The sequence below is a fragment of the Cupriavidus sp. FW305-46 genome, assembly GCF_058787075.1.
On record NZ_JBYSZI010000124.1, the window covers coordinates 1 to 5,425 of the forward strand.

Sequence of the window (5,425 nt, forward strand, 5' to 3'; positions counted from 1 at the left end):
GGTGGCCCTGGGGCGGGGGCTACCCGCGGGCGGGCGGCGGCGTGCCGGCGCGGCAGGGCGCGCGCGGCGCAAGGGCAGAGCGGCTAGCGCTCGGAGTGGCTGCTGTGGCGGAACAGGCCCGGCACCAGGCGCAGCAGCGCCTCGCGGTCCTCGCCCTGGGTGTGGTTCAGTGCGTGGGTGGGGCCATGCAGGAACTTGCGGGTCAGCGCACCGGAGAGGGCCTCCAATACGGCTTCGGGGTCGTCGCCGCGTGCCAGCATGCGGCGCGCGCGTTCCAGTTCAGCCTGGCGGATGGCTTCGCCGCTGGTCTGCAGTTCGCGGATGACCGGCACCACGCTGCGGGTTTCCAGCCAGTGCATGAAGTTCTGCACCCGGCTTTCGATGATGGCCTCGGCCTGCGCCACCGCGGCCTGGCGCATCGCATTGCCTTCACGCACGATCGCGCCGAGATCGTCGACGGTGTACAGGAAGACGTCGTCCAGGCGCGCGACTTCGGGCTCGACGTCGCGCGGCACGGCCAGGTCGACCATCATGATGGGGCGGTGCTTGCGGCGCTTGACCGCGCGCTCCACCGCGCCCAGGCCGATGATCGGCAGCGAGCTGGCGGTGCAGGACACCACGATATCGAACTCATGCAGGCGCTCGCCCAGGTCGGTCAGGCGGATCGCGTTGGCGGTCAGGCCCTGGCCGGAGAGCTGCTCGGCGAGCTTTTCGCCGCGCTCGACGGTGCGGTTGGCCACCACGATCTGGCGCGGCTGCTGCGCGGCGAAGTGCGTGGCGCACAGTTCGATCATCTCGCCCGCGCCGATAAACAGCACGCGCTGGGTCGAGACGCTTTCAAAGATCCGCTGCGCCAGCCGCACCGCGGCCGCGGCCATCGATACCGAATGTGCGCCGATCTCGGTCTGGCCGCGCACTTCCTTGGCCACCGCGAAGGTGCGCTGGAACAGCTGGTTCAGGTACGTGCCCAGCGAGCCGGCCTCGCCGGCGGTGCGCACGGCGTCCTTGAGCTGGCCCAGGATCTGGGTCTCGCCCAGCACCATCGAATCCAGGCCGCTGGCCACGCGGAAGGCATGGCGCACGGCTTCGGACTGCGGCAGCGCGTACAGGTGCGGCGCCAGTTCGCCGGCGGGAACGTTGTGGTGCTGCGACAGCCAGCGCAGGGTGTGCTCGAAACCATCCGTGCCCGGCGTCAGGACGTCGGTCGCGCAGTAGATCTCGGTGCGGTTGCAGGTGGACAGGATGGCGGCTTCGGTGCCGCTGCGCCCCGACAGGTGGGAGCGCAGCGCACCCAGCGCGGGCTTGATCTGCTCGAGCGGAAACGCCACCCGCTCGCGCAGCGAGACGGGTGCCGTTGTGTGATTGATGCCGATCGCGAGCAGTTGCATTTGTAGGGGACGGGTACGGTCCGGAGCGTGGCCGGACCGGATGCCATTATACCGCCGGGATCGCTAATTGCAGGGTGCTGGGCCATCCGGGCCGGGCGGGGGCATGGCAGCGGCCCCGGATTGCAGTATCGTTACGCCGCAGCCCTTGCGGCTGTGATGCTGACAACACAGGAGAAGCGGATGCTGGGCACCTTGATCGTGGGTTTGCTGGTGGGGCTGGCGGCGCGCCGGCTGCATCCGGCAGGGCGCGTGGTGACCCTGCCGGCCGCGCTGGTGCTGGGTGCGGCGGGTGCGGCGGGCGCTTTCTACGGCGGCCGGGCCTTGCACCTGTTTATCGACGGGCAGCTCAGCAGCTGGCTGGCGGTGATCGCCGGCTCGGCGCTGCTGGTGGGGGCCTGGGGCGCGCTGCGGCCGCGCGGGCGGTAAGAACAGAACTGACCGCGGCGGCGGGAATCCGCTCGCCGCTTGACTTCGATCAGAAGCGGACCGGCGTTTGAACAGTGTCGGCTTTGGCTCTTCCCGCCAGCAGCCGGCGCAGCACGCCGCTGGAATAGTGACTGGCCACATCCTTCAGGAATGCCGCGAAGTCCACATGGGCGCTATCGTCGGCCCGGTCCGAAATGGTCCGCATCACGGCATACGGCACGCCGTATTCGTGGCAGACCTGCGCCACCGCGGCGCCTTCCATTTCCACCGCCAGCAATCCGGGCAGCCGCTCACGCAACTCCGTCACCGCCGCCGGTGAGCCGATGAACTGGTCGCCGCTGGCGATCATGCCGTGGTGCAGCGCCGGCGCGGCTACGCCGAATCGTTCCAGCACCTCGCGCGACACCTCGGCAGGCAGGTCCAGCTGCAGAAATTCGCGCGCGGCGGCTTCCAGCTCGGCGGTCAGCGCCGGGTCGGCCGGGAACTCGGCACGGTCCAGCAGCGGCACTTCATGGCGGCCGAAGAACGGACGTGCGTCGAGGTCATGCTGGATGGTGCGGTCGGCGATGACGATGTCGCCGACATTGGTGCCGGCGCCAATGCCCCCGGCCAGCCCGGTGAAGACGATCTGCGTCGCGCCGAACTCGCGGATCAGGGTGACCGTGGTCGCCGACGCCGCCACCTTGCCCATGCGCGCCAGCACCAGCACGCACGGCTGCCCGAGCAGCTGGCCGGCATAGTAGTCGCGCATGCCGATGGTACGCACCGTGGCGCGGCTGTCGTCATGGCGCATGGCGGCCACCAGGCCATCGACTTCATCATGGATGGCGGCAAGGATTCCGAGAGTCATGGAGCGGGCGCAGGACGAAAAAACCACAGCATACCGGCCCGCGCAGGCCGGGCATAGATCAGAGCGCGACCGCAACGCACCCTCCCACGGAACAGGTGCGGCCCCCGCGCCGCTTTGCTAAAGTCCCCGTCATCTCAGCACGTAAGGACACTTACATGCAAGGCACACCCACCGTAGCCACCGGCGAACGGCGCGCCATCCGCCGGGCACTGGCCGACTGGCGCGCACTGGGGCGCCTGGACGCGGCCGGCGTCCCTGCGCCGTGGGCGCGCACCGAGCCCGTCGCCACCGACTGGCGCCGCTGGCTGGACACGGCGCTGATGGCGCTGGGCACCGCGCTGCTGTGCGCGGGCGTGATCGTGTTCTTCGCCTTCAACTGGCAGGATCTCCACAAGTTTTCCAAGTTCGGCCTGCTGGCCGGCGCGCTCACGCTGCTCGCCGCATTTGCCTGGCTGCGCCCGGCTGGCGACACCGCGGGCCGGGCCGCGCTGGGCGGCGCGCAGGTCGTCGCCGGCGTGCTGCTCGCGGTGATCGGGCAGACCTACCAGACCGGCGCCGACGCCTGGCAGCTGTTTGCGCTATGGGCGTTGTTGGCGGTGCCCTGGGCGCTGGCGGCGCGCGCCGCACCGCACTGGTGGCTGGTGATCGTGGTCGGCAACGTGGCGTTGCTGCGCTACTTCAGCATCCGCTTCGGTGTCGAAGGCGTGTTCGCGCTGTTGTTCGATACCCGCCATATGCGCACCGCCACGCTGGCGCTGCTGGGCGCGGTGGTGCTGCAACTGGTGCTGTGGCAGCTGCTGTGCGCCCGCGCGCCGGCGCTGGGCTTCCGTGGGCAGACCGGCAGCCGCATGCTGGCCGCGCTGGCCTGCGTGCACGCCGGCTCGCTGGGGCTGGCCAGCCTGCTGGACAGCCATTTCGACGGTGCAGCATTCGCGCTCGCCTTGGTGGTACTAGCCGCCCTGGTCTGGTGGTTCCGCCAGCGTGCCTTCGACATCGTGGTGCTGAGCCTGGCCTGCCTGACCGGCATCGTGCTGGCGGTGGCCGGCATCGCCAAGGTGCTGTTCGAGGGCAAGGACGATTTCGGCGCCTTCCTGCTGCTCGGGCTGGTAACCATCGGCCTTGCCGCCGGCGCGGCCACCTGGCTGATGCGTGCCTGGCGCGGCCAACTGGAGCAGGCATGACGACCGAACTGCAGACCGGGCAACGGCTCTGGCAGGACCTCGCCGCACGCGGCGAGGTACAGGGCGAGCGGCCCGACCATACCCACACCCCCTGGGCCGTGCGCTGCCTGATGGGCGCGGCGGGCTGGCTCGGTGCCTTGTTCTTCCAGCTCTTCCTGGTCGGCACGGTCTTCGTCGCCGCGCGCGAGAACGGCATCGCCATGGCGGTGACCGGCCTGGCCATGATCGCGCTGGCCGCGCTGCTGTACTGGCGTGGCGGCGGCATTGCCGCGGGGCAATTCGCGCTGGCCGTGAGCCTGAGCGGGCAGGGCATGGCCGTGTTCGGGCTGGTCGAGGCCCTGGGCTTCACGCGCGTCACCGAGAGCGCAGGCTTCTGGGCCGGGCTGGCACTGTTCGAGGCCGCGCTCGCCTTGCTGGTCCCGAACCGGCTGCACCGGCTGCTGTGCGCGGTGGGCGCATGGATCGGGCTGGCAGGCGCCGTGCATCTCGTCCTGGCCGGCAGCGAGCCGGACGACTGGCTGTTGCTGACGTGGTCCCTCGGCTGGCTGGTGCCGCTCGGCTGCGCGCTGGTGACGGGTTTCGCGCTGGCCGAAGCACGCCTGTGCGCGGCCGGCCGCCACACGCTGCTGGAACCGCTGGCCGACGCGACGCTGCTGTTCACGCTGGCCGTCGCACTGGTCGTCACCGGCATGAGCCATCCGCTGGCCTGGCTGGGCGGCCCGGAAGCCGGACGCATCCCGCTCGCGCACTGGGTCGCGGGCGGGCTGGCCACAGTGGTGCTGGCCGGCTTCGCGCTCGTCGAATGCCGCCGGCTGGCGCTCAGCCCCGCCCTGCAGGGCGCCGTCCTTGCCGGCGTGGCGGCCTTCGGCGCGCTGATGGCGGCCGCGCCCGCGGTCGTGGCAGGAGTTCTCGCGCTCGGCCTGGCGCTGCGCCGCGCGTCGATGCCGTGGCTGGGCCTGGGCATCGCCAGCATCGCTGTCGGCTTTATCTGGTACTACAGCGCGCTGCACTGGACCCTTGTGGCCAAGTCCGCCACGCTCGCCGCGGCCGGCGCACTGTTGCTGGCCGGCCGCTACTGGCTGCTGCGCACCCGCACCGGCAAGGAGGCCGCATGAAACGCTGGATCCTGATTGCCTGGGCCCTGACGCTGGCACTCGCCGCCGCCGGCATCGCCGGCAAGGAGCGCCTGCTGGCACGCGGCGATACCGTCTACCTCAAGCTCGCCCCGGTCGACCCGCGCTCGCTGATGCAGGGCGACTACATGGCGCTGAACTTTGACATCGGCAACCAGATCCGCACCGCTCAGACGCAGGACGACCGGCCACCCCGCGACGGCGTGGCCGTGATCCGCCGCGATGAACAGGGCGTGGCCAGCTTTGTGCGCGTACACGGCGGCGAGCCGCTGGCGGCAGGGGAGCAGCTGCTGCGCTACCAGGTCGCCCGCTCGCGCTGGGGCGGCACGCAGGTGCAGGTGTCGACCGATGCGTATTTCTTCCAGGAGGGGCAGGGCGAGCGGTTTGCGCAGGCGCAGTATGGGGAATTTCGCGTGGGGGCGGACGGGCAGGCGCTGCTGCTGGGGT

At 70.7% G+C, this 5,425-nt stretch carries 6 protein-coding genes; 4 read left to right on the forward strand and 2 right to left on the reverse strand.

Annotation, left to right across the window (positions count from 1 at the left end; all coding sequences use genetic code 11):
- Nucleotides 1–83 precede the first annotated feature (83 nt).
- On the reverse strand, nt 84–1,388 hold the full coding sequence (gene hemA, locus AC3WON_RS30870) for a glutamyl-tRNA reductase (RefSeq protein WP_010809882.1): 1,305 nt from the start codon (nt 1,386–1,388) through the stop codon (nt 84–86).
- Between the two features lie 180 nt (nt 1,389–1,568).
- Here hemA and AC3WON_RS30875 point away from each other — a divergent pair, with 180 nt between their 5' ends.
- Nucleotides 1,569–1,814 carry a hypothetical protein gene (locus AC3WON_RS30875; protein ID WP_010809883.1) on the forward strand — a complete coding sequence of 82 codons (246 nt, stop codon included), beginning with the start codon at nt 1,569–1,571 and terminating at the stop codon, nt 1,812–1,814.
- Nucleotides 1,815–1,863: 49 nt separating this feature from the next.
- On the opposite strand, the gene AC3WON_RS30880 is transcribed toward AC3WON_RS30875, so the two are convergent.
- Entirely contained in the window at nt 1,864–2,664 is an 801-nt protein-coding gene (locus AC3WON_RS30880) for a 5'-methylthioadenosine/adenosylhomocysteine nucleosidase (protein WP_492353455.1), read from the reverse strand.
- A gap of 155 nt (nt 2,665–2,819) precedes the next feature.
- On the opposite strand from AC3WON_RS30880, the gene AC3WON_RS30885 reads away from it, so the two are divergent.
- The 3 genes from AC3WON_RS30885 to AC3WON_RS30895 form a co-directional block, all read left to right on the forward strand.
- On the forward strand, nt 2,820–3,845 hold the full coding sequence (locus AC3WON_RS30885; RefSeq protein WP_492353456.1) for a DUF2157 domain-containing protein: 1,026 nt from the start codon (nt 2,820–2,822) through the stop codon (nt 3,843–3,845).
- Entirely contained in the window at nt 3,842–4,960 is a 1,119-nt protein-coding gene (locus AC3WON_RS30890; RefSeq protein ID WP_492353457.1) for a DUF4401 domain-containing protein, read from the forward strand. The genes AC3WON_RS30885 and AC3WON_RS30890 overlap by 4 nt, the downstream gene beginning before the upstream one ends.
- The coding region (locus AC3WON_RS30895; RefSeq protein WP_492353458.1) for a GDYXXLXY domain-containing protein at nt 4,957–5,425 on the forward strand (469 nt) is incomplete at its 3' end. The genes AC3WON_RS30890 and AC3WON_RS30895, both read left to right, overlap by 4 nt.

What these genes read in the sequence shown, in the direction of transcription:
- AC3WON_RS30880 (WP_492353455.1), bottom strand. Translation starts at nt 2,664, where the DNA reads ATGACTCTCGGAATCCTTGCCGCCATCCATGATGAAGTCGATGGCCTG.
- AC3WON_RS30885 (WP_492353456.1), top strand. Translation starts at nt 2,820, where the DNA reads ATGCAAGGCACACCCACCGTAGCCACCGGCGAACGGCGCGCCATCCGC.
- AC3WON_RS30890 (WP_492353457.1), top strand. Translation starts at nt 3,842, where the DNA reads ATGACGACCGAACTGCAGACCGGGCAACGGCTCTGGCAGGACCTCGCC.
- AC3WON_RS30875 (WP_010809883.1), top strand. Translation starts at nt 1,569, where the DNA reads ATGCTGGGCACCTTGATCGTGGGTTTGCTGGTGGGGCTGGCGGCGCGC.
- hemA (WP_010809882.1), bottom strand. Translation starts at nt 1,388, where the DNA reads ATGCAACTGCTCGCGATCGGCATCAATCACACAACGGCACCCGTCTCG.